25 protein-coding genes are annotated in these 26,257 nt (G+C 71.3%); 9 read left to right on the top strand and 16 right to left on the bottom strand.

Features of this window, described 5'->3' with window-relative positions:
- Positions 1-8 precede the first annotated feature (8 nt).
- Positions 9-932 carry a LysR family transcriptional regulator gene (locus P0084_RS14660; protein WP_308917619.1) on the top strand — a complete coding sequence of 308 codons (924 nt, stop codon included), beginning with the start codon at positions 9-11 and terminating at the stop codon, positions 930-932.
- 28 nt (positions 933-960) lie between these two features.
- On the opposite strand, the gene P0084_RS14655 is transcribed toward P0084_RS14660, so the two are convergent.
- Positions 961-1,242, bottom strand: a complete 282-nt coding sequence (locus P0084_RS14655; protein ID WP_308917618.1) for a hypothetical protein — start codon at positions 1,240-1,242, stop codon at positions 961-963.
- Positions 1,243-1,297: 55 nt separating this feature from the next.
- On the opposite strand from P0084_RS14655, the gene P0084_RS14650 reads away from it, so the two are divergent.
- Positions 1,298-1,678, top strand: a complete 381-nt coding sequence (locus P0084_RS14650; protein ID WP_308917617.1) for a hypothetical protein — start codon at positions 1,298-1,300, stop codon at positions 1,676-1,678.
- Here P0084_RS14650 and P0084_RS14645 read toward each other — a convergent pair.
- On the bottom strand, positions 1,668-2,507 hold the full coding sequence (locus tag P0084_RS14645) for a LysR family transcriptional regulator (protein ID WP_308917616.1): 840 nt from the start codon (positions 2,505-2,507) through the stop codon (positions 1,668-1,670). The genes P0084_RS14650 and P0084_RS14645 overlap by 11 nt on opposite strands.
- Before the next feature lie 55 nt (positions 2,508-2,562).
- On the opposite strand from P0084_RS14645, the gene P0084_RS14640 reads away from it, so the two are divergent.
- The gene (locus P0084_RS14640) at positions 2,563-2,778 is read left to right on the top strand and encodes a hypothetical protein (RefSeq protein ID WP_308917615.1); all 216 of its coding nucleotides are present in this window, start codon (positions 2,563-2,565) and stop codon (positions 2,776-2,778) included.
- Positions 2,779-2,799: 21 nt separating this feature from the next.
- On the opposite strand, the gene P0084_RS14635 is transcribed toward P0084_RS14640, so the two are convergent.
- Positions 2,800-3,603: a sulfotransferase family protein gene (locus P0084_RS14635; RefSeq protein WP_308917614.1), complete on the bottom strand. Its 804-nt coding sequence runs from the start codon at positions 3,601-3,603 to the stop codon at positions 2,800-2,802.
- A 166-nt stretch (positions 3,604-3,769) separates the two neighbouring features.
- Between P0084_RS14635 and P0084_RS14630 the strand changes: the two genes are divergently transcribed.
- From P0084_RS14630 to P0084_RS14610, 5 genes are all read left to right on the top strand, one after another.
- Positions 3,770-5,815, top strand: coding sequence for an HAD-IIB family hydrolase (locus P0084_RS14630; RefSeq protein ID WP_308917613.1), 2,046 nt, complete (start codon positions 3,770-3,772; stop codon positions 5,813-5,815).
- Complete coding sequence (locus P0084_RS14625; protein WP_308917612.1) at positions 5,812-7,962, top strand: glycosyltransferase; 2,151 nt, start codon at positions 5,812-5,814, stop codon at positions 7,960-7,962. The genes P0084_RS14630 and P0084_RS14625 overlap by 4 nt, the downstream gene beginning before the upstream one ends.
- Positions 7,959-9,104 carry a glycosyltransferase gene (locus P0084_RS14620; RefSeq protein WP_308917611.1) on the top strand — a complete coding sequence of 382 codons (1,146 nt, stop codon included), beginning with the start codon at positions 7,959-7,961 and terminating at the stop codon, positions 9,102-9,104. Before P0084_RS14625 ends, P0084_RS14620 begins: the two co-directional genes overlap by 4 nt.
- The gene (locus P0084_RS14615; protein ID WP_308917610.1) at positions 9,104-9,892 is read left to right on the top strand and encodes a Crp/Fnr family transcriptional regulator; all 789 of its coding nucleotides are present in this window, start codon (positions 9,104-9,106) and stop codon (positions 9,890-9,892) included. The genes P0084_RS14620 and P0084_RS14615 overlap by 1 nt, the downstream gene beginning before the upstream one ends.
- Positions 9,893-10,001: 109 nt before the next feature.
- Complete coding sequence (locus P0084_RS14610) at positions 10,002-10,970, top strand: pirin family protein (protein ID WP_308917609.1); 969 nt, start codon at positions 10,002-10,004, stop codon at positions 10,968-10,970.
- A 132-nt stretch (positions 10,971-11,102) separates the two neighbouring features.
- Here P0084_RS14610 and P0084_RS14605 read toward each other — a convergent pair whose 3' ends face one another.
- From P0084_RS14605 to P0084_RS14595, 3 genes are all read right to left on the bottom strand, one after another.
- Complete coding sequence (locus tag P0084_RS14605) at positions 11,103-12,176, bottom strand: quaternary amine ABC transporter ATP-binding protein (protein ID WP_308917608.1); 1,074 nt, start codon at positions 12,174-12,176, stop codon at positions 11,103-11,105.
- Positions 12,173-13,213, bottom strand: a complete 1,041-nt coding sequence (locus P0084_RS14600; RefSeq protein ID WP_308917607.1) for an ABC transporter permease — start codon at positions 13,211-13,213, stop codon at positions 12,173-12,175. The genes P0084_RS14605 and P0084_RS14600 overlap by 4 nt, the downstream gene beginning before the upstream one ends.
- A 90-nt stretch (positions 13,214-13,303) precedes the next feature.
- Positions 13,304-14,293, bottom strand: a complete 990-nt coding sequence (locus P0084_RS14595; RefSeq protein ID WP_308917606.1) for a glycine betaine ABC transporter substrate-binding protein — start codon at positions 14,291-14,293, stop codon at positions 13,304-13,306.
- Between the two features lie 195 nt (positions 14,294-14,488).
- On the opposite strand from P0084_RS14595, the gene P0084_RS14590 reads away from it, so the two are divergent.
- On the top strand, positions 14,489-16,303 hold the full coding sequence (locus P0084_RS14590; protein WP_308917605.1) for a patatin-like phospholipase family protein: 1,815 nt from the start codon (positions 14,489-14,491) through the stop codon (positions 16,301-16,303).
- Positions 16,304-16,599: 296 nt separating this feature from the next.
- On the opposite strand, the gene P0084_RS14585 is transcribed toward P0084_RS14590, so the two are convergent.
- The 10 genes from P0084_RS14585 to P0084_RS14540 all read right to left on the bottom strand — a co-directional run bounded on the left by P0084_RS14585 (position 16,600) and on the right by P0084_RS14540 (position 26,185).
- Positions 16,600-17,655, bottom strand: a complete 1,056-nt coding sequence (locus tag P0084_RS14585) for a YihY/virulence factor BrkB family protein (RefSeq protein WP_308917604.1) — start codon at positions 17,653-17,655, stop codon at positions 16,600-16,602.
- 26 nt (positions 17,656-17,681) lie between these two features.
- Positions 17,682-18,551, bottom strand: a complete 870-nt coding sequence (locus P0084_RS14580; protein ID WP_308917603.1) for an ABC transporter permease — start codon at positions 18,549-18,551, stop codon at positions 17,682-17,684.
- A complete protein-coding gene (locus P0084_RS14575) occupies positions 18,548-19,693 on the bottom strand; it encodes an ABC transporter permease (RefSeq protein ID WP_308917602.1) in 1,146 nt (381 codons plus the stop codon). Before P0084_RS14575 ends, P0084_RS14580 begins: the two co-directional genes overlap by 4 nt.
- Positions 19,693-21,186 (bottom strand): ABC transporter ATP-binding protein, encoded by a 1,494-nt coding sequence (locus P0084_RS14570; protein ID WP_308917601.1) that lies wholly within the window; start codon positions 21,184-21,186, stop codon positions 19,693-19,695. Before P0084_RS14570 ends, P0084_RS14575 begins: the two co-directional genes overlap by 1 nt.
- An 8-nt stretch (positions 21,187-21,194) precedes the next feature.
- The gene (locus tag P0084_RS14565) at positions 21,195-22,271 is read right to left on the bottom strand and encodes a BMP family ABC transporter substrate-binding protein (RefSeq protein WP_308917600.1); all 1,077 of its coding nucleotides are present in this window, start codon (positions 22,269-22,271) and stop codon (positions 21,195-21,197) included.
- Positions 22,272-22,282: 11 nt separating this feature from the next.
- Positions 22,283-23,671: an amidohydrolase gene (locus P0084_RS14560; protein ID WP_308917599.1), complete on the bottom strand. Its 1,389-nt coding sequence runs from the start codon at positions 23,669-23,671 to the stop codon at positions 22,283-22,285.
- The gene (locus P0084_RS14555; RefSeq protein WP_308917598.1) at positions 23,668-24,360 is read right to left on the bottom strand and encodes a glutathione S-transferase family protein; all 693 of its coding nucleotides are present in this window, start codon (positions 24,358-24,360) and stop codon (positions 23,668-23,670) included. Before P0084_RS14555 ends, P0084_RS14560 begins: the two co-directional genes overlap by 4 nt.
- Complete coding sequence (locus tag P0084_RS14550) at positions 24,357-25,205, bottom strand: aromatic ring-hydroxylating dioxygenase subunit alpha (protein WP_308917597.1); 849 nt, start codon at positions 25,203-25,205, stop codon at positions 24,357-24,359. Before P0084_RS14550 ends, P0084_RS14555 begins: the two co-directional genes overlap by 4 nt.
- Positions 25,202-25,795: a Rieske (2Fe-2S) protein gene (locus P0084_RS14545; RefSeq protein ID WP_308917596.1), complete on the bottom strand. Its 594-nt coding sequence runs from the start codon at positions 25,793-25,795 to the stop codon at positions 25,202-25,204. Before P0084_RS14545 ends, P0084_RS14550 begins: the two co-directional genes overlap by 4 nt.
- A gap of 102 nt (positions 25,796-25,897) precedes the next feature.
- Complete coding sequence (locus P0084_RS14540; protein WP_308917595.1) at positions 25,898-26,185, bottom strand: acylphosphatase; 288 nt, start codon at positions 26,183-26,185, stop codon at positions 25,898-25,900.
- Positions 26,186-26,257 lie beyond the last annotated feature (72 nt).

Below are 26,257 nucleotides of genomic sequence, written 5' to 3'. Positions count from 1 at the left end.
ATAGGTGCATGAAGCGCATCAATGTGACGCTGTCCGATTTTCGCGCCATCGTCGCCATCGCCGAAACCGGAACCTTTCGGGCCGCGGCCGAGGCGCTCGGCCTGTCCGCCTCCGCACTGTCCCGACAGGTGACGGCGCTCGAACGAAGGCAAGGCACCCGGCTTTTCGACCGCGACACGCGCAACGTCGCGCCGACGGCGTCGGGCCTCGCCTTCCTGCGGGCCGCCGAACGGGCGATCGGCGCGACTGAGGATGGGATGCGGGACTTCGAGGACTTCCTGGCCGCGCGCAACGGGCGGCTCACGATCGCGGGTCTTCCGTCGGTGACGGCGGGCCTGTTGCCCGCCGTCCTGCGGCGCTTCGCGGCACGTCATCCCGATGTCGATCTGCGGATCATGGACGGTCTGTCCGACGGCGTCCTCGAAGCGGTGGAGGGCGGGGTGGCCGATCTGGGCTTCGCGGCGGGAACGGTCTCCACCAGGCGGCGGCTCGATTTCCAGCCCCTGATGAACGATCCCTTCGTGGCGGTGGGCACGCCCGACGGGCCGTTGGCCGAGGATCGCCGCTACGACTGGGCCGAGATCGCCGCGATGCCGTTCATCGCCATGGCGAAGGGCACGAGCGTCCGGGAGCTCGTCGACGGCGCGTGCCTGCGGATCGGCGTGGAACTCTCCCCCCGCTTCGAGGCCTCGCACCTGGCGACGGCGGGCGCGCTCGTCGCGGCCGATCTCGGCGTCACGGCCCTGCCCACCCTGACGCTTCCCGTGCTGAACATGACCGTGCTCGTGCGGCGCGAGATCGAAGGGTTCGGCGCCATGCGCCGCGTGGGCCTCGTGAAGCGATCGGGCCGGACCCTGCCTCCCGCGGCGGCGGCCTTCATCGGGCTGATGCGAAGCGGCTGGACGGGGTCCCATGCGGGCCCGGTCCCCTGAAGCCCGCGCACGGGGGCGGGCGCGCGGGTCACGTCCCGGGCGCATCCCCGCTGTGATCGCGAAAGCGCCGATCCTCCGCGTCATGGGCATGGCGAACGGCATCGCGCAGGTCGTCGGGCAGGCGGTCCAGCGCCAGGAGCACCTTGCCGTCGTGCACGGACGCGACGTGGGACCGGTCCAGCGTCGCCTCGCCGTAGTTCTCGACATGGACCAGCATCTCGTTTCCCTGCATGGCGCGCACGGCTCCGATCGCGGTGGCGCCCTCGGCGGCGAACAACCCGAAGCCGGGTTGGATGGGTTGGTCGGACATCGCGCTCTCCCGTTGCGTGTTGGACGCAGACCCCCGGGATGACCTTCGACCAACGGTGGAATCGATCATGGTCGCCCGCACCCATACCGACACCATCGCCGTCGAACGCCTGACAAAGGCACGGAAGGCGGATCTCGCCTGTGAGGATCGCGTGGCCGAACGCACCGACCGGATGCATCCGCGACAGCGCCTGACCTGCGGCGGGATCCGCTGCCGCGACGACAGCCCTCGCCGCCATGCCCGCGCCCATGCCGAGGATGCGGGCCGCGATGTCGTCCCCTCAGGCCCTCCCCGACGTGTCCGGCGGATCGACGCGTCTGATGGCACACCGGGACGACGGGGAATGGGACGCGCGGTACGGCGCTCACGCGAACGGGTGTCGCTGAACGTCGGCTATCGTCTGGTCGTCGCGAGCGGGACCTCCGTCAGGCCATGAGATCGGCGATGCGATCCAGGGCGCGGCGGATCTCCGGCAGCGCCCGATCCGCGTCGTGGGTGACCAGCCACTGATCGTGCGCCAGCTCGGTTATCTCCGGTCCGACACGATCGAGATCGGCCTGCGCCTCGCCGACGAAGGTCGGCAGCAGCACACGGCCCAGGCCGGCGAGCGCCAGATCCAGCGCCAGTCGCGGCATGTCGACCTCCGCCGCGGCCGCGTCGCCGCAGCGTTCGGCCACCCAGCGCGCCGACGGCGTCCGCGCGCGCACCGCGATCCATCGATCGGGGGCGCCGGCGACGGCATAGGGGGCGAACGCCACGGGCCGCAGGCGCCGCCCGGCCAGTCCCGCTTCGGTGGGCCGGTCGCGGCGGAACCCGATAGAAGCCTCGCGCCGGGGGATCGACAGGATGTCCTCCCCCTGCAACAGCCGCACGCGCAGGTCGGGGGGCGTGCCCGTGATCCGCCCCGCCAATCCCGTCAGGGCCAGCATCGTCCACGTTCCGGCCGTGATCCGCACCAGGGGCAGGACGTCGTCGCCGGCCGGCGCGGTGGCGCGCAGGATGGTCGCCTCCGCCGGGCGCAGGTCGTCGCGCAGGCGCGTCCCCGCTTCCGTGAGGTCATAGCCATGGGTCCGCCGCACGAACAGGTCTCGCCCGAGGGTTCGTTCCATCGCCCGCATGCGGCGTCCCAGCGTGGGGGCGCTCGACCCCGTCTCGCGGGCGGCGGCGGTAAGTCCGCCATGCCGCGCGATGGCCAGGAAGGCGGCCAGGTCCCCCCAGGCGATGCGGGACGCATCGGTCGAGCCGTCTCCTTTCGTTCCAACCATGAAACGACCCCTTCATCTCGTGTCGTAGCGGTCAGGCTTCCGGACGGGTATCGTGATGGCAAGACCCAACGAGAAGGAATGCCCCATGGCCATCCCCGTCATCCCAGTCCCCAAGGCCCGCCACCGCGCGCATCCCCGTGCCGTCCAGAGCGCGGAGGATGCGTTCTATGCCCGCCACGGCGGGGCGGGACCGCGCATCCTCCGACGCGTCCTGGACGTCCTGGACGGTCCCGCCGGTGCCCGTCGGTGCGACCGGAAGGACCGCGGCTGACCCGGACGGCGCCATCCGATCCTAGACCTGTCGAGCGGGGCCGCCCCATGCCGCCGTCACGCGCTCGCGGACGGCGCGCAGGGGATGCCGCACGGGAGGGCGCCAAGCTTCGTCCACGGCCAGCCCGGGGCCATAGCCCCAGGCGCCCGCGCGGCGCGACTGAAGCGGGTCCATGACGTGGGCGCCGTCGTAATCCGCGTTGCCGTCGCGCACGGCCTCCCCCAGCGGGGCGTCCGCGGGCGGCGACGACAGGAAGGCCGCCAGCGCGGCGCGGGCCCGGGCGGGATCCGCGACCACGTCCTCGTATCGCAGGACCATCGCGCTGTGCAGATGGCGCAGATCGGCCTGCACGCGCTCGTGCGCCTCCAGCCAATGGTCGATCGACGCGGTCGCGGTCGCGTCGACCCACTTCGCGACGGCGGCGGCGACGGCCTCCGGATGGCGCAGGACGACGACGAACTGGGACAGCGGGAACAGTTGCTGCAGCAGCCGCATCCGGGTCAGGTTGACGGGGGACTTCTCGACCCGCCACGGCGCGGGGGCGAACCAGGGGTCCCAGTCGGCGGCCAGGCGGTCGCGCGTGTCCAGCCGGTTCAGCGGATGGGCCTCGGTCAGGTGCTGGTCGGGATCGGTGGCGAAGTGCATCGGCCGCCCCGCCAGGGCGTCGTGCGGGATCGCGCCCTGCAGGTACACGCCCTCGTTCTCCGGAACGGGGGCGTCCTCGATCCCCGCGACGCCCGGAACGGTTGCGGCCAGCCGTGCCGTCAGGCTGGTTCCGGAGCGATGCAGGCCGCCGACGAATAGGTAACGGTGGGGGATCGTCAACGCCGTGCCATCCTAACAATTAACACCCTCAAACGCTTTAGCCGCGAATCACCTTGTTTCGTTGGTTTCGCACAAGGCGCTATAGGAACAAGGAAAAACAATCCCCTCCCCCCGGGAACCCCTCCCCCTCCCATGCGCTTTTCCCCGCAGCGAGTGGGAGCGCACGATGAACATCCTGCACATCGCCCTTGGCGGTTGCCTGACCTATCCCGACACGCCCTACGGGATCACCGAGGACACCGGCGGGCACATCGCGTACATCCTGGGCGCCGCGCGGGCGCAGGCGCGCCGTTGCGACGTCGATCGCGTGGACATCGTCACGCGGGCCTTCGACGACCCCGCGCTCGGGTCGGACCATCGCCGCACCGAACAGCCGATCGGCGCGAAGATGCGGATCCTGCGGCTTCCGACCCCCCGCACCGACTATCTCGCCAAGGAAGAACTCGTCGCCGAACGTCCGGCGCTGGCGGATGCGTTCGAAGATCTGCTGGCGTCGATGGACGCCCGCCCGGACGTGATCCACGCCCACTTCGCCGATGCCGCGGCCGTGGTGCGGGAGGCCGCCCGTCGGTTCGGCATACCGGTCGTCTATACTCCCCATTCGCTGGGCGTCGACAAGCGCGGCGCGATGGGGGCCCCGATGGGCGCCGCGCTCGCGGCCCGGATCGAGTCGGAGCGCGACGCGCTGCGCCGCTCCGCGGCCGTCGTCGTGTCGTCGCGCGACGAGGCGGAGCGTCAGGTCGAAGGCTACGACGTCGACGTCGCCGGCCGTGTCCATCGCATCCCTCCGGGCGTCGAGGACGCGACCGGGCCGGACGGCACGGGCGACGCGCGCCCCCTGGTGGACGGGATGCTGGACGATCCGTCGCGTCCGATGATCCTGGCCATCGCGCGGCCCGTGCGGAAGAAGAACCTCGTCGCGCTGGCCCGCGCCTACGCCGCCGACCCCGCGCTCCATGAAAGGGCGAACCTGGTGATCCTGGCCGGGCAGCGGGGCCCCGGCATCGCGACCACCCGCGAAACGGCCGCCGTCATCGCCGAGTTGGAGCGCATCGCCGCCCGGCACCCGGGCCGCATCGCGCTGCCCCCCCGCCACGCGATGGGCACCGTGGCGCAGATGTACCGCCTGGCCGCCGAACGGCGCGGCGTGTTCGTGAACCCCGCCCTGCATGAACCCTTCGGCCTGACCCTTCTGGAAGCCGCGATCGCCGGCCTCCCCGTCGTCGCCACGCGGGCGGGCGGACCCTCCGACATCGTCGCGACGCTGGGCAACGGCCGCCTTGTGGATCCCACCGACGACGACGCCATCGCCGCCGCCATCCGATCCCTCCTCGACGACCCGGCCGGGTGGAACGCCGCGTCTGGGGCGGGCCTTCATCGGATCGGACGGTTCGACTGGGACCGCTGGGCCGATCGGGCGCAGATGGTCTATCGCAGGATCGCGACCCCGGCGCGGCCCGCGTCGCATGCCGTTGCGCTGCTGGCCTGCGACATCGACGGAACGCTGACGGGCTCGCCCGCGGGCGCGGACGCGTTCCGCGACTGGGCCGCGCGGCGGACCGTGTCCTACGTCGTGGCGACGGGCCGCTGCATCAGCGAGGCGCGGCGCGTGCTGGACGACTGGCACCTGCCGCAGCCCGACGCGTTCATCAGCGCGGTGGGCACGGAACTCCACGTCCGCGGCACGGACGGACGCCTGCACTTGTGCCCCGACTATGCTGCGCGCCTGTCCCGGGACTGGGACCGCGATGCCGTGCTGGCGGCCCTGCGGGACGCCGGGGCCGCGATGCAGCCCGAGGTGGAGCAGCGCCGGTGGAAGCTGGCCTGCTTCGGCGACGCGGCCGAGGCGGTCCGACTGCGCGCCGTCCTGCGCCGGGCCGGCCTGTCGGCCCGCGTGGTGCCGTCCCACGGTCGGCTGATCGACGTGCTGGCCCCCCAGGGCGGCAAGGCCGCGGCGGTCGAGGCGGCCGCGTCGCGGCTGGGGCTGGGGCTGGACGACTGCATCGCGGCGGGCGACAGCGGCAACGACCTGGACATGCTGCGCGCCTGCGGCCGGGCCATCGTCGTGGGCAACGCCCTGCCGGAACTGGACCGCCTGCCCGCGTCCGACCGGCTGCATCGCACGGCGGCGCACAACGCCGATGGCGTGATGGAAGGGCTGGTCCGCCTGGGGCTGGCCAGGACGGCCGTGCCGGTGGCGGTGTCGGCGTGACCCGTCCCTTCGGATACTTCCTGCACCACCAGGGGCGCGGGCATGCCGAGCGGTGCGCCGCCATCCTGCACGCGCTTCCCGCGTCGCGCCCCGCGACCGTGTTCTGCGCACGCCCCGAGATGCTGGACGGCCTGTTGCCTGACCGCGCGCGGATCGTCCCCATCCCGTCGCTGTTCGAGCCTAGGGGCGACGAGCGTCCCGCCGATTGGATCGCCACGCCCGACACCCTCCACTGCGCGCCGGTCGGCTGGCCGGGCATCCGCGCTGCGATGGGCACCCTGGCGGGCTGGTTCGCGGAGGCCGACCCGGCGCTGATCGTCTGCGACGTGTCCGCCGAAGTGGCGCAACTGGCGCGGATCTGCTCGGTCCCGCACGTGAAGGTGCTGCAACATGGCGATCGCGGCGATGCGGGTCACCGCGCGGCCTATGACGGGGCGGCGGGCCTGATCGTGCCCTGCGACGAACGTCTGGCGCAAGCGGACTGGACACCCGCGATGCGCGCCAAGTCCGTCTTCGCGGGCGGGCTCGGCGTCGATACCGCCATGCCCGCCCGTGCCGACGCGCGCCGCGCCTTGGGCCTGGACCCGTCCGAGGAGATCGTGGTCGTCCTGTCGGGCGGCGGCGGCGGCGGCTTTGCGGGCGCACCCCTGGGCGTCGGCGCGCGCGCGACGCCGCGGGCGCGCTGGATCACCCTGGGCCAGGTCGCGCGCGATTGGCACGCGACCGAACCCGCCAATCTGGAACACCGCGGCTGGGTCGACGACGTCCCCCGCTGGCTGGCCGCCGCGGACCTGGTCGTCGCTTCGACCGGGAACACAACCTGCCAGCAGATCCTCGCCGCGGGCGTGCCCTGGCTGGCCGTGCCGGAATGGCGCTACTTCGACGAACAGGTCGAGAAGGCCCGCGCCCTGCAGGCCGCCGGCGCGGTGCATCACGTGCCGCACCTGCCGTCATCCGCCCATGCGTGGCGGGCCGCGCTGGACGCCGCTCGCGCGACGCACGACCCGATCCTCCAGACGTCCATGGTCCGCCCGGATGCCGCCGCCCACGTGGCCGGGTGGCTCGAGGAACTGGCCGAACGCCTGGATGCCCCCACCCCCCAGAGACCGGAGCCTGCAATGACCGACCGCCTTCCCCCGACCCCCGCATCCGTGCTCACGCTCGCCCGCGGACGGGAGGCACATCTGCGCAACGTGATCCTCGGACTGATGCGGCAGCATCATCGACCGAAGGAGTTGGTGATCGGCGTCATGCAGGACGAGCCCTACGAGGACCTGCCGGAGACCTCCTTCCCGATCCGGCAGATCCACGTCACCGACCACGAACTGCCCCTGGCCCGTGCCCGGAACACGGTCGCGAACGCGGCCGAGGGCGACGTGCTCATCTTCCTGGACGTCGACTGCATCCCGCATCCGGACCTGGTCGGCGACTACGTCAAGGGGACGCGGAAGGGGGACGGCCTGACCATGGGCGAGGTCCTGTACCTGCCCGCCGGCGCCGCGAGGGACGGTTGGACCTACGACCATTTTGAGAAGGTCGCCGTGCGCCATTCCGACCGCCAGGGCCCGCCGGCGACGGCGCGCAAGCGATGCGAGGACTACCGCTGCTTCTGGTCGCTGACCTTCGCCATGCATCGCGACGACTGGGCCGCGACGGGCGGCTTCGACGAGCGGTTCGTGGGCTATGGCGGCGAGGACACGGACTTCGGCAAGTCGCTGGACGCCAAGGGCATTCCGATCTGGTGGCTGCGCGGGGCGCGGTCGTTCCATCAGCACCACACGCATTGCATGCCGCCGATCCATCACGTCGCGTCGATCCTGCGCAACACCGAGATCTTCGCCGAAAAATGGGGTCATCGCACAATGGAGCATTGGCTGCACGGGTTCGCGATGATGGGCCTGATCGAGAACACGCGGAGCGGCCTGCGCATCCTGCGCGAACCGAACGAGGCGGACTATGCCCTCTGCGCCCAACGGCCCGACATGCCCTATGCCGCGACCGGCCCGGTGATCCGCCGGCTGGAGGACGCGCGCGCCGCGGCGGACGGCGTTCGCCGGACCTATGCCTCCGCGGACGAACGCCATGCCGCGATGGTCGCCGAACAGGAACGCCTGCTGGAGCCCGCCCCCCGTTTGGCGGCCGAATGATGCGGATCGCGCTGGTCGGCCACATCCGCCATCCCATCGCGCCCCCCTTCGCGGGTGGCATGGAGGCGCATACCTGGCACCTGGCGGAACGCCTGGCCGCACGAGGGCACGACGTGACCCTGTTCGCCAGCGGCGACAGCGCGGACGGCGCCCCCCGGGGCGTCACGGTCCATCCGGTGGTCGGGTCGCATTACGACCACACCCACCCATGGCATCGCTACCACGACACGCCGGAATTGAACGCGCACCAGGACCTCGCCTTCGCCGGCGCGGCGCGCGACCTCCTGTCGGGGGGCTTCGACGTAATCCACAACAACAGCCTGCATCGCTATCCACCCCGTCTGGGGGCGGCGATGCGGATGCCCACCGTGACCTCCCTGCACGTGCCCCCCTTCGACGCCCTGCGCCGCGCCGTCCACGAGAGCGCGACGCCCTGGACCCGCTTCACGGTGACGTCGCGCGTGCAGGCCCGGCGGTGGTGGCCCGCCACGCCGCCCGCGCAGGCGTCGGTCGTGTGGAACGGCATCGATCCCGACGCCTGGCCCTTCGTGCCGCAGGGCGACGGAACCGCGGTCTGGTCGGGGCGCATCACGCCGAACAAGGGCACTCACCTGGCGGTGCGGGCCGCCGCCATCGCGGGCGTGCCCCTGACGCTGTTCGGGACCATCGAGCATCGCGACTACTTCCAGGACGAGGTGAAGCCGCACCTGACCGCCGACATCCGCTATGGCGGCCATCTGCGCGGCGCGGACCTCGCGCGGGAGATCGGGCGAGCCTCCGCGATGCTGTTCACCCCGTTGTGGGACGAGCCGTTCGGCCTCGTCGCCATCGAGGCCATGGCCACCGGCCTGCCGGTCGCGAGCATCGAGAACGGCGCCGTGCGCGAGGTGATCGGGTCCTGCGGCACCTATGCCCCGGCGCACGACGCGCCCGCGTTGGCCCGGGCGTTGCGGGCCGCGATGGACCTGCCGCGCAGGGCCTGCCGTGCCCGCGTGATGGACCGCTTCACGCTGGATCGCATGACCGATCGGTTGGAACAGTCGTACCGCGAGGCCGTGGCGGCCAGATGGGACGCGTTCGCACCGCCATCCTTCCCCCGGATCGAGCTGGACGTCGCCGTGCCGGATCGTCGGGTCGCCTGATGCCCAGGCGGACGGAACTGACCAGCGACGCGATCCCCTTGACCGCGGCGGCGCATCCCGGCGCCGGTCCGGGCAAGCCGGACCGCCGGGGCCTGGCGTTGCGCATAACGGACGCGGAGTGGCGGGTCATCCGGGACGCCTGCGCCTATGTCGCGAAGGTGCCGGCGAAGACGTTGATCAGCCGCAAGGGCGAGGCGCTGGACCGGTCGCTGTACCTGATGAACGGCATCGTGGGCCGCCACGTCCCGGGCCCCCACCGCGACCTGCGCGAGATGGTGGCGTTGGAGGTGCCCGGCGACTTCGTGGACCTCCACAGCTTTCCGGTGGGCGTCCTGGACCACGACGTCACCGCGATGACGGATGTCGAGCTGGCCGTCTTCCCCCACGCGAACCTGCGCGCCCTCCTGCGCGAGCACCCCGACGTCGCGCTGACGCTGTGGGCCCAGACGGTGGTGGACGCCGCGATCCACCGCTACTGGTCGTTCCGGGTCGGCGCGCTGCGCGCCTCCGCGCGGGTGGCGAACTTCGTGTGCGAGCTCCACTCCCGCCTGACCCTGGCGGGGCTCGCCGACGCGGACGGCTTCGACCTGCCCCTGACGCAGACCGACCTCGGGGAAGCCTGCGGCATGTCGCCCGTCCATGTGAACCGCGTCATCCGCGAGCTGCGCGAAGCCGAATGCTGCACCGTCCGCGACGGCCGCGTGACGATCGTGAACCACCCGAAGCTCGTGGCGGTGGGCCAGTACGAGGCCGACTTCCTCGATATCTGGCGGGGCGGCACCGGCTGAGGACGCCCGCACAGGGCGCGTGCGCGGGCGGACGTTGCCGATGGGGGACCCACGACCCAAGTTGCCGGTCATGCCGCAGCCGCGGCGTCACCATAGTGGGAGACGAACCATGTCCTTCGCCCCGGCCCCCGACCCCAACCTGGGCGACCGCGCCGCCTGCGACGTGATCGAGACCCTGATCGTTCCGCGCGCCGTCGATCTGGGCGAGATGACGGTCCGGCGCGCCCTGCCGTCCTCCAAGCGCCAGATGGTGGGACCGTTCATCTTCTTCGACCAGATGGGTCCGGCGGAGTTCCTGACCGACGAGGGGATCGACGTCCGGCCCCATCCGCACATCAACCTGGCGACGCTGACCTATCTGCTCGACGGCGAGATCCGGCACCGCGACTCGCTGGGAACGGACATGGCCATCCGTCCCGGCGCGGTGAACTGGATGCAGGCCGGGAAGGGCATCGTCCACTCGGAACGGACATCCGACGAACGCAAGGCCTCCGGGCAGCGGCTGTTCGGCCTGCAGACCTGGATCGCCCTGCCGGAGGATCGGGAGGAATCGGACCCCGCCTTCGTCCATCACGGCGCGGACGATCTTCCGGTCGTCGACGCCGAAGGGATCCAGGCGCGCCTGATCGCGGGGCGCGCGATGGGGGCGGAAAGCCCGCTGGCCGTGGCGTCGCCCTCGCTCTATGCCGACGTGACGCTGCAACCCGGGGCGCGGGCCCCGATCGAGGCCGAGTACACCGAGCGCGCGATCTATACGATAGCGGGCGAGATCGAGGTCGCGGGCGACCGGTTCGAACCGGGTCAGCTGCTGGTCCTGCGCCCCGGCGACCCCCACGCGGTCCGCGCCGTGGGGGCGGGACCGGCCCGGTACATGGTGTTCGGCGGCGAGCCGATGGGCGGCCCGCGCTACATCTGGTGGAACTTCGTGTCCTCCCGGCGGGAGCGGATCGAGATGGCGAAGGAGGAATGGGCCCGAGGCCGGTTCGACACGGTGCCTGGCGACGAGGCGGAGTTCATTCCCCTGCCCGAGAAGGGGCGCAGCGTCGTCCGCGCCGAAGGGGGCGTGCACTACCCATAGGCGCCGGCGCGCGCGTCCCCCGCGCGCGCGTCCGCGACGTCCCGCGTTCACCCCTCGCCCGCGTGGTCGGACGCCGTCCGACCCCCGGCGCATGGGGGGCGTGCGACGCCCGCATCCCCGATGGGGCGGGCTTCAGGTCGTCCGGGCCGTGCCTTCGGAAACGCGGGGAACGAGGGCGCGCACTAGGTCGGCCATGTCGATCTCGCCCACGATCTGCCCGTCCTGCATCACGCGATAGGCGAGGTTGGTCTCGCCCCCCGACATGGCGATCAGCGATTCCAGCGTGGCGTTCGCGTCGACATCGCCCGCGACCGGGCGGCCCTTCGGCTCGTCGTGCATCACGGACCGGACGCGCAGGACGCGGGCGCGGTTGATGTCGCTGACGAAGTCCTCGATGTAGGGGTCCGCGGGGTTCAGCAGGATGTGCTGCGGCTCGCCCTGCTGCACCACGGCGCCGTCGTTCAGGATGACCAGGTGGTCGGCCAGCTTCAGCGCCTCGTCCAGATCGTGCGTAATGAAGACGATGGTCTTGTGCAGCTCCTTCTGCAGCTCCAGCAGCAGGTCCTGCATGTCGGTGCGGATCAGGGGGTCCAGCGCGCTGAACGCCTCGTCCATCAGCATGATGTCGCTGTTGGACGTCAGCGCGCGGGCGATGCCGACGCGCTGCTGCATGCCGCCCGACAGCTGGTGGGGATAACGGCCTTCGTAGCCGCCCAGGCCCACGCGCTCCAGCCACTTGCGCCCCTCCGCCTCGCGGGTGGCCGCGTCGATGCCCTGCACCTCCAGGGGCATGGCGGCGTTGTCCAGGACCGTCCGGTGCGGCAGCAGCGCGAACTTCTGGAACACCATCGACATCTTCTTGCGCCGCATCTCCCGCAGGGCGGATTCGTTCAGGCTGGTGACGTCGACGCCGTCCACCTCCACCACGCCCGCCGTCGGCTCGATCAACAGGTTCAGGTGGCGGATCAGGGTCGACTTGCCCGAACCCGACAGGCCCATCACGACCGTGATCTGGCCCGCGTGCATGTCGACGTCGATGTCCTGCAGGCCCAGCACGTGCTGATGCTTCTCCAGCAGCTCGGCCTTGCCCATGCCCGCGTCGACATGGGCCATCATCTGCTTCGATCGGGGCCCGAAGATCTTGTACAGCCCCTTGATGCGGACCTGCGGGGCGGCCGTGCGGGCGGTGGTCGCGGTGTCCTTCATCGCGCCGTCCCCGACACGTCGACCCGGGCCAGCGCGGCCTTGGTGGACCGGTCCAGAAGGACCGCCAGCAGCACGATGCAGAAGCCGGCCACCAGGCCCACGCCCAGTTCCAGGTTGCGGATGCCCGCCAGGACCTTGACGCCCAGGCCGGGGGCCGAGACGAGCGAGGCGATGACCACCATCGCCAGCGACATCATGATCGTCTGGTTCACGCCCGCCATGATGTTGGGCAGCGCCAGCGGCACCTCCACCTTCCACAGCTTCTGGCGCGCGGTCATGCCGAAGGCGTCCGCGGCCTCGATCACCTCCTTGTCGACCAGGCGGATGCCCAGGTCGGTCAGCCGCACGACCGGCACGATCGCATAGAGGATGATGGCGATGCCGTAGAGCTTAGATTCCGTGACGGAGAACAGGTAGATCAGCGGCACGAGGTACACGAAGGTCGGCAGGGTCTGCAGCATGTCGAGGATGGGGATCGTGCCGCGCTGCAACGCGTTCGACCGCGACATGGCGATGCCGATGGGCACGCCCAGCGCGATGGAGATCAGCGTGCAGACGAAGATGATCGACAGCGTCTGCATCGCGTCGTCGTAGAAGTTGATGAACGACATGAACAGGAAGGCGGCGGCCACGAAGACCGTCACGCCGATGCGCTTCGTCGAGAACCAGGTCAGGATCACCAGCAGCGGGATCATGATGAACCAGGGCACCGCCTGGAACAGTTCGAGCGACGCGTCGAGCGCCCAGGACAGGGGCTGCGTGATCGGGTCGAGCACGACCTTCAGGGGATCCTTGATCGCCAGGAAGCCCTGTTCCACCGCTTCGGTCATGTCGCGGGACCGGGGGATCGTGGCGCAGCTCTCGTGCAGCACGTCGAGCGACGGGAACGGCGTGTTCATCAGCGGCGTGGCCACGTCGGCGGCATCCTCGCCCCGCGCGCGCGCCATCAGCTCGGCCATCGTCAGCGGACCGTCGGTCGTCTCGCCGCACCAGCCCTGCAATCCCGTCGCCTCGAAGAGGCCGTCATAGGTCGCCATTCGTCCCACCCCCATGTGGTCCGCCGTGCCTGTCTGTCCGGCCGGTCGGAAGAAGGAAGGGCGGACCCGAAGGCCCGCCCCGCCGTTCGATCAGTTCGACAGCAGCGCCGACAGGTTCGCCCGCGCGTCGTCCGAGATCCAGCCGGACCACACGTCCGGATAGCTGGTCAGGAAGTACACCGCGGCCTCGTCGGCCGACGCGTTGTTCGCATCCTGCCAGGCGAGGATGTCGCCCATCTGGGCGTTGGTGAACTGCACGTTGGTCATCAGGTCCGCGATGGCCGGCTGCCGCTCCTGGAAGTCGGTCGTCACGATCGTCTTCACGGGCCCCACCGGATAGGGGGTGACCGTGTCCGTCTCGCAGGCGGGGTCGGCGTTGCACATGAAGCCTTCCTCGTCGTACTCGCCGAAGTCGACCTTCACCATCTCGTACTTGCCCAGGACGCTGGTCGGCGCCCAGTAATAGGTCAGGATCGGCTCCTCGTTCTCGAAGGCCGCGGCGATGGCGGTCGCCATCGTCTCGCCGGACCCGTGCTGGAAGATCTCGTAGCCTGCGCCTTCCATGTCCAGCGCGCGCGCCAGCGCGGCGTTGGAGTTCTTGCAGCCCCAGCCTTCCGGACACTGGTGCAGGCGTCCGCCCAGGAGGTCGGGGTTGGCCAGCATGCCCTCGATGGTGGTCAGCTCGGGATGCTCGTCGGCGATGTACTTCGGCATCCACCAGCCTTCGACGCCGCCATCGGACAGGACGTCGGTCAGCGTCACGATCGTGCCCGCATCCGACAGCTCGCCATAGGCCGGCGTGCCGTTGATCCACAGCTCGGTCACGATGTCGGGGGTGCCGTTCTCGGCCACCGATACCAGCGACGGCGTCGTCGAGGACGGCACCTTCGTCACGGAGCAGCCATAGCCCTGTTCCATCAGGAACGTGGCGACCGACGTCACGACCGCGGAGGACGCCCAGTTCATCTCGGTGATCGACACCTCGCCGCACGACGAATGGCCGTCGGCCAGTGCTGCGGTGCCCAACGTCGCCATCGGCAGCGCCATCGCGGTGCCAAGCAGCATTGCAGTGATACGCATTCCATCTTCTCCCTGTACCCGGACCGCTGTTGGCGCGGTCTTGCGGCGTAGCTAATCATATCCGTTCGGGGACTGAAACCGACATGTTTCCGACGTTTTCGAACGGTTTCGCGCCGTGACGTCACCGCCGGTCCAGGATGCATCCGCAGCTAGGGTGGATTGATTCGACCGTTCCATGCGTCCATTGATCGCGGGATGACCGCCGATCCCTCCGCGCCCGAGCCGATATCGCCCCAGGAGGATGCGGCCGCCTTCGCCGCCCGTGCCCTGCGGCGGGTCTTCGGGCTGGACGATGCACCGGACGGGGGCGATCCACTAGACGACGTCGCCATCTCCGCGCTGCTGACCCTCGGCCCGGGCGAGGTCCTGATGGAGGAGGGGTCCCCCCCGGACGCCCTGTTCATCCTGTTGTCCGGGCGTCTTTGGGCCGGACGGGGCGACGCCATCTTCGGCGAGGTTCGGCCCGGCGAAACGGTGGGCGAGGTGGGCGTCGTGTCGGGTGCCCCACGCAACGCCACCGTCCGCGCCGCGCGCCGGTCCGTCGTGGCCCGCATCGAGGCCGCCGCCTTCGACGCCCTGGTGGAACGCCACCCCCGGCTGGGGCTGGCGGTCGGGCGCACGATGATCGCGCGCGAACAGCGCGCCGCCCGGCCCCGGCATCCGGCCCACGTGCCGGGCGTGGTCTGCTGCGTGCCCCTGTCGGACGACGTGGATGCCGCCGCCTTCGTGCGGGCGTTGGCCGGTGCCGGCATCGCCGATGCGGTGAACCTGCCTTCGGACGCATCGGATGCCGACTTCGCGGCGGCGGAAGGGACGGGCGCGTTCGTGATCGTCCCCGCGGGCGACCGGTCCGGCCTGCCCGCGCTTTTGGCCCATGCCGACGAGGTCGTGATGCTGGCCGCCGCATCCGCGGACCCGTCGCCCGGTGCCGTGGACGCGATCCTGGGGGATGCGTTGCCGGGGGGCCCGCTGCCGCGTCGCACCCTGGTGCTGCTGCAGGACGCGGACGCGAAGGCCCCCACCCGGACGGCGGCCTGGCTGGACGGACGGCGGGTGGACCGCCACTTCCACCTGCGCCGGGGCAACGCGGGCGACATGCGCCGCATGGCCCGGATGCTGTTCGGCCGCGCCGTGGGCTTGGCGCTGGCGGGCGGGGGCGCGCGCGGGGCGGCGCATCTGGGCGCGATCCGGGCCCTGGCCGAGCACGGGATCGTGCCGGACGTCATCGGCGGGACCAGCATCGGCGCGGCCATGGCCGCCTGGCACGCGATGGGCCTGCGGGGCGACGCGTTGGAGTCCGCGACGAAGGAGGTCTTCGTCGCCCACGGCTCGCCCACCAGCGATTGGACGATCTTTCCGCTGATCAGCATGGTGAAGGGCGAGAAGACGCGCAGGCTGGGCCGCGATGCCGTCCACCGGGCCACGGGACACGATGCCGACGTCGAGGACACGTGGTCGCCCTATTTCGCGGTGGCCGCCGACTTCACGAACCAGAAGCAGGTCGTGATGACCCGCGGGCCGCTGTGGCGGGCCCTCGCGGCCACCTATGCCATCCCCGGCGTGCTGCCGCCCGTGCTGATCGACGGCGCGCTGCACGTGGACGGGGGCGTGGTGAACAACCTGCCCGTCGACGTGCTGGAGGACATGGGCGTGGCCAGGACCATCGGGGTCGACCTGCTGGGCAATCCGTCCCGCCCCGTGCAGCTGGACGCGATGCCCACCGGCTGGCAGATGCTGCTGGACCGGTTCCGGGGCCGCAAGCGGCGTCGCTACCGCGTGCCGGGGATCCTGTCGACGATCCTGACCTCCACCGTGCTGGGATCGCTGGAACGACAGCGACGGATGCGCGATCGGGCCGACCTGTGCCTGCGTCCCGTGCTGCCCCGCATCGGCCTTCTGGACTGGAACCGGTTCGAGGCCGCGATCGACGCGGGCTACGAGAGCTGCAAGGCCCAGCTGGACGCGCTGCCGCCCGAGGTGCTGGCCCGGTTCAGGACCGAAGCGGACTGATCCTTCGGCGCCGCCCCGACCAGACGATCCCGGCCCGCGCACCGATTTCGTCCGACGCGGAGCAGACGGAACGCAGACGGAAGGCAGACACGGGCCGGATACGACCATGCCGCCCGTCCCCCCGCGCCGGCCGTCCCCCGGGGACCCGCCAGACCCCCTGTTTCCTTGATCGTAGCTCCGGTTGCACCGCGTCCCGCTCCCGGGCAGACTGTTCGCATCGGAACGGCCGCCCCGCGCCCCAGGCCCGATCACTTTCGCCGCAGTGCAGCATGAAGGCCCGATCGGTCCCGCGCGTGCTAGGCCTCCTTCGGCTCCTGCTTCGCTTCGGGCGGGGGCAGGGCGTCGGCGACCACGGCGCCGCGCTGCCCCCGCGGCTTCGGCGGGCCCACGGTGCTGTCGCGGCGGGTCTGAAGCTCGATCTCGGCGTTCAGGATCGCGCCGATGGCGATCACCAGCGCGGAGTAATAGACCCACAGCATCATCACCACCGCGACCGACAGCGTGCCGAACATCGCGCCGTAGTCGTTGAACCGTTCCACGTAGATCGAGAACGCGACCGACAGGGCCATCCACAGGACGGACCCGGTGATGGCGCCCGGCATCAGCCAGCGCCAACGGGCGTCGCGGCGGTTCGGCGCGAAGCGATAGAGCAGCGTGAGGCCCGCGAAGATCAACGTCGCCAGGACGGGCCAGCGGGCGTAGAGCGCGATCAGCTCGGCCGTGCGGTCGAACGGGATGTTGCCGACGACGATGGGGATGGCCGCCACCGTCAGCAGCACGACGATCAGGCCGATCAGACCCCCGATGGTCAGCGCGATCGCCGTCATCAGCCGGCGCACGAAGCTGCGCGACGCTTCCTCGTGATAGGCCAGGTTCAGCAGGTCGATCATCGCGTTCGTCCCACGCGACCCGGTCCACAGCGCCACGCCGGTCGAGATCAGCAGCCCGAGGGTCAGATCGCTGTTGGAGTTCGTGGCGAGCGACGTCAAACGATCGGCCAGAAGGCCGAAGACCATCTCCGGCACCAACGGCTCCAGCACCGCGATCTGCGCGTTCACGGCGTCCAGGTCGAAGGCCAGACCATAGAGGAGCACGAAGATGGCCAGGATCGGGAAGACCGAAAGGAAGCCGAAGAACCCCACGCAGGCGCAGTTGGTCCAAAGCTTGTCGCTCATCAGGGCCTGGATCACGCGCTTGCCGATTCGCTTCCAGCCCGCGATCGGGATCGCGTCGGGCGAGGGCGCGTCGTGTCCCGCCTCGAGCGGGGCGAACCGGTCGGCCCCGGCGGCGGCGTTCGATATGGCGTCGGCGTCTGGCAGCGGTCCGGTCCCCTTCCGTGGTGCAAGCGGCAAACCCGCGGGGCGGGCCGGCCGTTCCGTCAGGCTCGTCGGCGACCCGCCGACAGGATGCATAGCATGACGATCGTCACGAGATAGGGCAAGCTGGCCAGGAGCTGCGACGGCACCCGCGCGCCGGCCGCCTGCGCGGCCAGTCCGCCCAGCACCAGCGTCCCGAACAGCAGCGCGCCCAGCGTCACGCGCCCCGTCCGCCAGGTCCCGAACACGACCAGGGCCAGCGCGATCCAGCCCCGCCCCGCGATCATCCCTTCCGCCCAGAGCGGGGTGAGGACGGTCGAGGCATAGGCGCCGCCCAGGCCCGCCATGGCGCCGCCGAAGGCCACCGCGCCCGCGCGGATCAGGACCACGTCGTATCCGATGGCCCGCGCGGCGTCCGCGTTCTCGCCCACCGCGCGGATCACCAAGCCCGCCTTCGTGCGCTCCAGGACCCACCACAGCACGACGACGCCCGGGATCGCGGCCCAGACCAGGACGTCCTGCCGGAAGAGCCCGCCGAGGACGGGCAGATCCGACAGGGCGGGCACGGCCAGCTTCGGCAGGCCCGATACCGTGAACGATTCGTAGGATGCCCCGAACAGCGCGGACAGCCCCAGGCCCAGCACGCCCACGGCCAGCCCCGCCGCGACCTGGTTCGCGCGGGCCCCCAGGACCATGCCCGCGAAGGCCAGCGACAGCAGCGCCGCCGCCAGGGCGCCCCCCGCCAGGCCCAGGACGTGGCTGCCGGTCAGATAGACCGCGACGAAGCCCACCGCGGCGCCCAGGGCCATCATTCCCTCAATGCCCAGGTTCAGAAGGCCCGTCTTCTCCACCACCATCTCGCCCAGGGCGGCCAGCAGCAGCGGCAGCGACGCGGCCAGGATGCCCGCGAAAACGAAGGCCAGGATGGTCACGGACCGCCATCCGCCGCCGACGGCACCGGACCGTCGAACGTCCGCGGACGGCCCCCGCGACGCGGCGTCGCGGCGCGGGTCGCGGGGCCGGGCATCCGGGCGATGCGGTAGCGGACCAGGACGAAGGCGACCAGGTAGAAGGCCAGCAGCAGACCCTGGAACACCTCCACCGCCGGGACGGGCAGGCCCGCGCTGACGGTCGCGGCGTCGCCGCCGATGTAGACGGCCGATATGGCGACCGCGGCGACCACGATGCCCAGGGGGTTCAGCCCGCCGACATAGGCCACCACGATCGCCGCATAGCCATAGCCGGCCGCCACCGATCGCTGCAGCTGGCCCAGGGGGCCCATCACCTCGCCCGCGCCGGCCAGCCCCGCCGCCAGCCCGCCCAGCCCCAGCGACAGCCAGACGGCGCGCCGGGGCGCGATGCCCGCGTACCGCGCGGCCCCCGGCGCCAGGCCGCCCACCAGCAACTGGAACCCGGTCAGGCGATGCCGCATCAGGACCCAGGCCAGCACGCTGGCCAGCAGCGCGAAGACCAGCAGCACGTTTGTCCGCGTTCCGGGCAGCAGGATCGGCAGCAGGGCCGCGTCGGGAAACATCACGCTGACGGGGAAGTTGAAGCCGCGCGGATCCTTCCATGGCCCCAGCAGCAGGTAGTTCAGGACCTGCACGGCGATCAGCGACTGCATCAGGGTGACCAGGATCTCGCTCGCGCCGAACCGGTCCCGCGCGAAGGCCGCGAGCCCGGCCCAGGCCAGCCCCCCCGCCATGCCCGCCCCCAGCATCAGGGGCATCACCCACGGACCCGACGGATCGCCCCCCAGCACCGGCAGCGCGGAGGCGGCCACCGCGCCCATGACGAACTGCCCCTCGGCCCCGATGTTGAACACGTTGGCGCGGAAGCCGATGGCCAGACCCTGCGCGATCAGCATCAGGGGCGCGGCCTTCAACAGCACCTCGGAGAAGGAATACCAGGACGCGAAGGGTCGGATCAGCAACGCGTGCAGCGCCACGCCCGCGGGCTTTCCCAGGGCGGCGAACAGGATCAGGCTGACCAGGACGGCGGCCCCCAGCGCCAGCAGCGGGGCGGCCACCATGGCCGAGCGGGATGCGCGGTCGCGCCGCATCAGCCGGACCATCACGCCGCCCCGATCATGTGGCGGCCCACGTCGGTCGGCGTCACGTCGGCGGTGGTCAGCGACGGCGACAGCCGCCCGTGGTGCAGGACGTGCATCCGGTCGCAGATCTCGAACAGCTCCTCGATCTCCTCCGATATGACCAGGACGGCGCAGCCCGCGTCGCGCAGCGCGATCAGGCGCGCGCGGATGGCGGCGGCGGCGGCGACATCCACGCCCCAGGTGGGCTGAGCCACCACCAGGACGTCGGGGGCCAGCGCGATCTCGCGCCCCATTACGAACTTCTGGAGGTTGCCGCCCGACAGCGCGCCCGCTTCCGTCGCCGCCGACGGGGTGCGGACGTCGTTGTTGGCGATGATGGCGGACGTCATGGCCCGTTCGCGCGCGTGCCGCAGGAAGCCCCGCCAGGTCAGGCCGTGGCCGTGCGCCGTCAGCAGCGTGTTGTCCGACAGCGACATGTCCGGGACCGCACCGCGACCCAGCCGATCCTCCGGCACGAAGGCCAGGCCCGCGCGGCGGCGGTCCGCGGCCCCGGTCCGGCCCGCGGGGCGGCCCATCAGCGTCACGGCGTCCGCGCGATCCAGCGTGACCTCGCCCGACAGGATCGCGGCCATCTCCGCCTGGCCGTTGCCGGATATGCCCGCGATGCCCACGACCTCGCCCGACCGCACGCCGAGCGAGACGTCGGACAGCGACGTGCCGAACGGGTCGGGGTTGTCCCAGGTCACGCCCTCCAGCGAAAGGCGGACGGTTCCGGGCATGCGGGGCACGGCCCGGACGCGGGGCGGCATGTCGCGTCCGATCATGGCCTGCGCCAGTTCGGTGGGCGTCCGGTCCCGGGGATCGACCCTGTCCACCACCCGCCCGCCGCGCAGGATGGTCGCGGTGTCGCACAGGTCGCGGATCTCGCCCAGCTTGTGGGATATGAATAGCAGCGCCATCCCCCGGTCCCGCATGCCGCGAAGCGTGTCGAAGAGCGGCGGGATCGCCTGGGGCGGCAGCACCGATGTCGGCTCGTCCAGGATCAGCAGGCGGGGGTCCAGCATCAGGCAGCGGATGATCTCGACCCGCTGGCGTTCGCCCACCGACAGGCGGTGGACCATCGCGTCGGGGTTCACGGGCAGGCCGAAGCGATCGCCGGTGTCCCGGATGCGGCGGGCCAGGTCGGCCTGCCGTCCCGGAATGACCAAGGCCACGTTCTGCACGACGCTGAGCGTCTCGAAGAGGGCGAAGTGCTGGAACACGATGCCCACGCCCATCCTCTGCGCCTGAGCCGGGGAGGACGGGGCGACCGGTGCCCCGTCCCATTCGATGCGACCCGCATCGGGGCGCTCCACCCCCGCGATCAGCTTCATCAGGGTGGACTTGCCCGCCCCGTTCTCCCCCAGCACGGCGTGGATCGACCCGGCGGCCACGTCGAGATCCACGGCGTCGTTCGCCAGGACCGGGCCGTACCGCTTGGTCACGCCGTGCAGCGAGAGCAGGGGGGCGGGCACGGCCCCGGTCAGTTCGGCAGGGGCGTGGTCACGCCCTCGACGTGCCAGTCCATGCCCAGGATCTCGGGGTCCGACATGGACGCGCCCGAAGCGACCCGTTCGGTTCCCGACTGATCGACCAGGGGCCCGCCGAAGACGTCGAAGTCGCCCGATCGGATCGCGGCCTCCCGCTCGGCGATCAGGGCCGCGACGTCGTCCGGGATGTCCGCGCTGTAATCCGCCATGAACAGGACGTCGTCGCCGAAGCCCAGCCAGGCGAACTCGCCCTCGAAGGTGCCGTCCAGGTGCCCGGCGATCTTCTCGGCGAACCAGGGGGACCAGTCCGTGCCGACCACGCCCAGATAGCGCGACGGCGCATAGGCCTTCATGGAGGAGTTGAGGTTGAACACGTACGCGCCCTCCTCCTCCGCCAGGGACACCACCGACGGCGTGTCCTGGGCGTTCGAGAACAGGACATCGACGCCCTGCGACAGCAGCGCGCGGGCGGCGTCCTGCTCGGCCGCGGGGTCGAACCAGGAGTTCACCCAGACGACCGAGACCTCGATCTCGGGGTCGACCTCGCGCGCGCCCAGGGCGAAGGCGTTGATCGAGGTGATGAGCTCGGGGATGGCGAAGGCGCCGACGACGCCGAGCTTCTTCGATTCGGTCAGCGATGCGGCGGCCATGCCCATCAGATACGTGCCCTGCCAGTACTTCGCAGCGAAGGGGGCGAAGTTGTCCTCGGTCAGATAGCCGGACGCATGCAGGATATCGATGTCGGGGTTGCGCTTCGCCAGTTGGATCCCGCCGTTCATGTAGCCGAACGAGCCCAGGACCAGGAACTCGTTCCCGTCCGCGACCGCGTTGTTCATGATCCGGTCGGCGTCCGGACCTTCGGGGATCGGCGTGATGACGGTCAGGTCCATCGCGTCGCCGTACTCGGCCTGCACGCGGCGCAGGCTTTCGATCATCGTGAACGACCAGCCGACGTCGCCTTCGGGCGACGGCAGCATGACCATGGCCTTCAGCGTATCGTCCTGCGCGGCGGCGGGCAGCGCGAGCGCGGCCGACAGGGCCAGGGTGGCCAGCGTCTTCAAGGTCCTCATGAGTCTCTCCTTCAAATGGTGGTGCCGGGGGGGATGATCGTGTCGAGGACGGTCTCGGCCTCGGCCAGCATGGCGGCCTCGTCCAGGCCGGGGAACTGCGTCCCGTCCCAGACGATCCGGCCGTTGACCATCGTCAGGTCGACGGGGCGGCCGACGCCGACCTTGGGGATCAGGCTGACGGGATCGTGGCGCGTGCCCGCGAATTCCAGCCGCCGGGTGTCCAGGGCGAACAGGTCGGCCGCCAGGCCGGGGCCCAGCCGCCCGATGTCGTCGCGGCCCAGCAGCGCGGCGCCGCCCGCCGTGGCGTGGCCCAGGAAGGCGGACGGGTGCGGCACCGGGTCGTCGCGGCGTCCCGCGGCCAGGCATTGCAGCATGTACGCCGAATGGATGCAGTGCATCAGGTCGGAGTTGTCGTTCGACGCCGCCCCGTCCGCGCCCAGCCCCACCGTCAGGCCGAGCGCGTGCATGGCGGGAATGTCCGTCACCTCCGCGCCGACCAGATAGACGGGTTCGGGGCAGTGCGACACGCCCGTGCCGGTGCGGGCCATCGCCGCCAGCTCGTCGCGCGAAAGCTCCCAACAATGGGCATAGAAGGTGTCCGGTCCGGCGAAGCCCACGTCCTCGCACCATTCCACCGTCCGCATGCCCGTCCGCTGGCGCATCACCTCCGATTCGCCCTCGCCCACGTGGCTGTGCAGGCGCACGCCGCGGTCGCGGGCCAGCGCCACGGATTCCACAAACGTATCGCGCCAGCAGTTCACCGGCTGGCAGGGTGCCACCGCGATCTGGCGCATCGCGAAGGGGTGGGGGTCGTGGTAGGCGTCGATCAGGCGGGCGCAGTCGGACAGGAAGGCGTCCGTCGTCTCCAATATCGCGTCGGGGATGGTGCTGCCCTTCGACTTGGGAAGGGTGTTGCCGCCGCGGCCTATGTGGATCCGTATTCCGAACCGCTCCGCCGCCTCGATCTGACGGTCGACGATGCGGGTGCCCGCATGCCGGGGGAAGCAGTACTGGTGGTCGAAGGCCGTGGTGCAGCCGTGCTTCAGAAGCTCCGCGATCGCGGACAGGCTGGCATGGTGGAACGCGTCCTCGGTCAGGCGGCCGAAGACCGGATAGATGCGGTCCAGCCATTCCAGGACGGTCAGCTTGGTCCAGTCCAGTTCGGCCCTGTTGCGCACGAAGCACTGGAAGAAGTGGTGATGCGTGTTGACCAGCCCCGGATAGACGAACCACCCCGACGCGTCGATCACCTGCGCGTCCTGGGGAAGGTCCGGGCCGGACAGGTCGGGGCCTATGGCCGCGACCGCGGGGCCGTCGGTCAGCAGGTCGTGGTCGCGCAGGACGGGCGCGTCGTGGGCCGTCACGATGGCCGCGCAGCCCTTCAGCAGGAACGCGGTCACGCCGCCGTCCCCCGGGCCGCGTCCGCACCCGACCCGCGGGCGTCCTCCGGGAATGGGCTCGCCTCGTGCAGGGGATGGATGCCCGGCATGGGGACGAAGCCGGGCAGGCCGCGGACCGCCCGCATCCACAACCGGATCGAAGGGTAGGGGTCCAGCGACATGCCGCAATCGCCCGCCAGGGCCACGTCCGGAAAGCAGGCCACGTCGGCGATCGTGGGCCGGTCGCCCAGCAGGAAGGCGCGCCCGTCCCACCGCCCTCGGGCCAGCGCGGCATCCAGGCGGCGCAGATGGCCCCGACCCGCCAGACGCAGCGGTCGGGGATCGCCGGAGGCGCCCAGCATGTCCATCGGGCGCGCGGCGCCCAGGGTCGCGGCCAGCTCGTGCGACACGCCCAGCCAGTGCTGCAGCGCGGCCCGTCCACCGGGCGAGGGATCGCCCAGCCACCCGGCGTCGTGCGTCGCGGCCAGCCAAGTCAGGCAGGCGGGCCCATCCGTCAGGACCGACCCGTCCACCTCCATCACCGGCAAGGTGCCCGCCGGGTTCAGCAGCAGGAACGCCTCGCTCCGCAGCGCATCGCCCGGGTGGACGTCGACCGACCGCAGGTCCAGATCCGCGCCCAGCAGCGACGCCAGCAGCCGCACGCGGTAGCAGCCCGCGTCCAGCACCCAGTCGTGCAGGACCGGCGTCACGCCGCCACCAGTTGCGCGCCGTGGGCGTGCCCCCGCCGCTTCAGCCAGCGGCGATACGCGATGGAGGTCAGATCGGCCTGGGTCGGCACCTCCATGCCCGGGTCCAGCGGCAGACGGGCGGGGATCTGGTTCTCCAGGATCGACCGGTCCTGCAGGAAGATCGTCTGCTGGAAGGCGACCATGTCGGCGTGGGGGGTCGCGTCGTCGAACATCGTCATCCAGGGATGGGCGATGCACGTCTCCTCCGACACGGGCTGGACGAAGATCGCGATGACGTCCCATTCCGCGGGCCGCGCGGGGCAGGTCTTGTACAGGATCGCGGTCGTCGGCGCGGGCACCCGGTACTCGTAGCGCACGTCCAGCGCCCCTTCGGCGGAAACGGAGGCCTGCGGCTGGTGGAAGGTGATGTTCCGCGCCCAGACCTCGTCCAGGTCGTCGTCGATCCTCACGTCGTAGCGGTTCACCTCCGTATGCGGCTCCTCGCCCAGGATGCCGGTGTGGATGAACGGAAAATGCGCGATATCGAGGAAGTTCTCGACCGCCCGAAGCGGCGAGCAGCGAACGTGGATCGACCCGCACGGCACCGCCCGGCGGCCCGGCATGGCGGCCTCGGGAATCGCGAACAGCGCGCGGTCCGGCGTGCCGGGACACACCCAGACATGGTCGTAGCGTTCGGTCACGGCCAGCGCGCGCCTGTCCGCGCCGGTCGCCGCGGCGACGCCGTCCGTGCGGAACAGGGCGACGCCCTCGCCCAGAAGGACGGTCGGGGTCGCGTGTCCTTCCGTCACGGCGGACGAGGGGGCGGCGGGGTACCAGGCGGCGCGGTCGGCGGGGGCGATCGTCATGCGGCGTCTCCTTCGGCGCGGGCCCGGCGGGCATCGAGCGCGCGGGACAGGGCGAGGCGGTCGTCAGGCCGGGCGCACAGGGCGTGGATGCGGGTCGCGGCGCTCGCGACCGGTTGCAAGGCCAGCGTGGCGGCGCGTCCGTCGAGGTCGAGGACGCGCACCCCCTCCGCCGCGCCGAAGGCCCGGGCCACCGCCTCGGGCGGGGCCGCGACTTCCAGGCTTCGGACGGGATGAGGGTGCTCAATCACGGGCGGCTCGCCCGTGCCGCCGACCCAGATCAGACCGCCCGCCTCCCGGCAGGCGTGGTCCGTGGCGGCGATGGTCTTCGGCGGGGTCAGCGACGGATGCGCGGGGATGTGCCGGCACGCCCCGTCGGTGCCATAGCGCCATCCGTGATAGATGCAGGCCAGGGTTTCGCCGCGCACGAAGCCGTGAGACAGGCGCATCCCGCGATGGGGGCAGCGGTCCGTCCAGGCATGCACCGCACCGGATGCGCTGCGCCAGACCGCCAAATCGGTGCCGTCGACCGTCGTGCCCGCGGCCGCCCCGGGGGGCAGATCGGCGGCCAGCATGACGGCGGTCCATCTCATCGTCGCGTCTTCCCCCGGGGCGGCGTGCCCGCGTCATCACACCACGAGAATGCATGGATTCAACATGCATCGGCGATGGCAGATCGGAAATCGGGCGTCTGCCTAATCTTCGGGCATCTCGGCGCCGTCGGCGCCCGAAGCACCGACCCTATCGAATTGCAAGTCCACGTCGTCCACGGCGACCTCCCTCGGGCCCAGGGCGCAGACCAGCGCCAGGGATTCCAGCATCGCCGCCGCTCCCGCCGCGCGCACGGTCAGTCCGTCGTTGGCCGCCTCCACCGCGACGCCGGTCAGGCCGCGGCGCGTGGCCTGCATGCGGATCCAGGGTGGAAAGGCGGGATCGCCCACCGCGCCGGCGATCCGCAGCGTCGCGTGACGGGTCGGGTCCATGGCCGCATCCTGCGCCCGCGCGGGCCGCGGGGTCAATCGACCGCTGGCCGGACGCCCCGCCTTGCCACTAAG

This window comes from Jannaschia maritima (assembly GCF_030973515.1).
In the GTDB taxonomy this organism is placed as follows: domain Bacteria; phylum Pseudomonadota; class Alphaproteobacteria; order Rhodobacterales; family Rhodobacteraceae; genus Jannaschia; species Jannaschia maritima.
The sequence above is the reverse complement of the archived record's forward strand: the minus strand, read 5'-3'. Positions and strand labels throughout refer to the sequence as shown.

Bases quoted from the DNA above. Each gene is read 5' to 3' on its own strand.
- P0084_RS14630 (WP_308917613.1), top strand. From the start codon at position 3,770: ATGAACATCCTGCACATCGCCCTTGGCGGTTGCCTGACCTATCCCGAC.
- P0084_RS14610 (WP_308917609.1), top strand. From the start codon at position 10,002: ATGTCCTTCGCCCCGGCCCCCGACCCCAACCTGGGCGACCGCGCCGCC.
- P0084_RS14600 (WP_308917607.1), bottom strand. From the start codon at position 13,213: ATGGCGACCTATGACGGCCTCTTCGAGGCGACGGGATTGCAGGGCTGG.
- P0084_RS14660 (WP_308917619.1), top strand. From the start codon at position 9: ATGAAGCGCATCAATGTGACGCTGTCCGATTTTCGCGCCATCGTCGCC.
- P0084_RS14550 (WP_308917597.1), bottom strand. From the start codon at position 25,205: ATGACGATCGCCCCCGCCGACCGCGCCGCCTGGTACCCCGCCGCCCCC.
- P0084_RS14575 (WP_308917602.1), bottom strand. From the start codon at position 19,693: ATGGTCCGGCTGATGCGGCGCGACCGCGCATCCCGCTCGGCCATGGTG.
- P0084_RS14620 (WP_308917611.1), top strand. From the start codon at position 7,959: ATGATGCGGATCGCGCTGGTCGGCCACATCCGCCATCCCATCGCGCCC.
- P0084_RS14645 (WP_308917616.1), bottom strand. From the start codon at position 2,507: ATGGTTGGAACGAAAGGAGACGGCTCGACCGATGCGTCCCGCATCGCC.
- P0084_RS14595 (WP_308917606.1), bottom strand. From the start codon at position 14,293: ATGCGTATCACTGCAATGCTGCTTGGCACCGCGATGGCGCTGCCGATG.
- P0084_RS14615 (WP_308917610.1), top strand. From the start codon at position 9,104: ATGCCCAGGCGGACGGAACTGACCAGCGACGCGATCCCCTTGACCGCG.
- P0084_RS14605 (WP_308917608.1), bottom strand. From the start codon at position 12,176: ATGAAGGACACCGCGACCACCGCCCGCACGGCCGCCCCGCAGGTCCGC.
- P0084_RS14640 (WP_308917615.1), top strand. From the start codon at position 2,563: ATGGCAAGACCCAACGAGAAGGAATGCCCCATGGCCATCCCCGTCATC.
- P0084_RS14545 (WP_308917596.1), bottom strand. From the start codon at position 25,795: ATGAGATGGACCGCCGTCATGCTGGCCGCCGATCTGCCCCCCGGGGCG.
- P0084_RS14590 (WP_308917605.1), top strand. From the start codon at position 14,489: ATGACCGCCGATCCCTCCGCGCCCGAGCCGATATCGCCCCAGGAGGAT.
- P0084_RS14540 (WP_308917595.1), bottom strand. From the start codon at position 26,185: ATGGACCCGACCCGTCACGCGACGCTGCGGATCGCCGGCGCGGTGGGC.
- P0084_RS14565 (WP_308917600.1), bottom strand. From the start codon at position 22,271: ATGAGGACCTTGAAGACGCTGGCCACCCTGGCCCTGTCGGCCGCGCTC.
- P0084_RS14655 (WP_308917618.1), bottom strand. From the start codon at position 1,242: ATGTCCGACCAACCCATCCAACCCGGCTTCGGGTTGTTCGCCGCCGAG.